Here is a 539-nt window from a genome sequence, read left to right as displayed (position 1 = left end):
CCGCAGCCTGCTTTTTCTTCGCAGAGTTTCTTTCCCTGTCGCTGGCATTGAGCAGGCGTTTCAGCAGCTTGTCCTCGTCTTTCTGTGCCAGCATAGACCAGTATTGCAGTCTTGCAAGCACATAGGCATACAGTACATCATAGCGGATATAGTGCATGGAACACTGGCGTAATCCCTGCCCGTTCTTGCTGCAATGGTAGTACCCGTATGGGTTCTTATTCTGCTTGTTTTCCCCATAGGCTAAAGACCATCCGCAGTCTGCACATTTTATCAATCCTGCGAAAATCTGTGTCGTACCGTTTCTGCGTTTCCTGCGTCTGCTTGCAATCAGCTCCTGAACTTTTTGGAACACTTCTTCAGAAATGATGGCTTCGTGGGTATTTTCCACACGATACCATTCTTCCTGCGGCTTCCGCACCTTTTTCTTGTTCTTGAATGAAATGTTGCTCTGCTTGTTGTGAATGCTGTGACCGATGTAGGTTTCCTCTTTCAAAATGCTCTTGACCTGTGCTATCGTCCACGCATAGGCTTTTTCTGCG

At 47.5% G+C, this 539-nt stretch carries 1 protein-coding gene; it reads right to left on the bottom strand.

The features are described 5' to 3' along the window. On the bottom strand, positions 1–539 hold a 539-nt coding region (locus OCV62_RS11480; RefSeq protein ID WP_262586809.1), incomplete at both ends, for a recombinase family protein.

Origin of the sequence: Gallintestinimicrobium propionicum (assembly GCF_025567525.1) — a bacterium.
GTDB classification, from domain to species: domain Bacteria; phylum Bacillota; class Clostridia; order Lachnospirales; family Lachnospiraceae; genus Gallintestinimicrobium; species Gallintestinimicrobium propionicum.
This window is presented reverse-complemented; position numbering and strand designations above follow the sequence as displayed.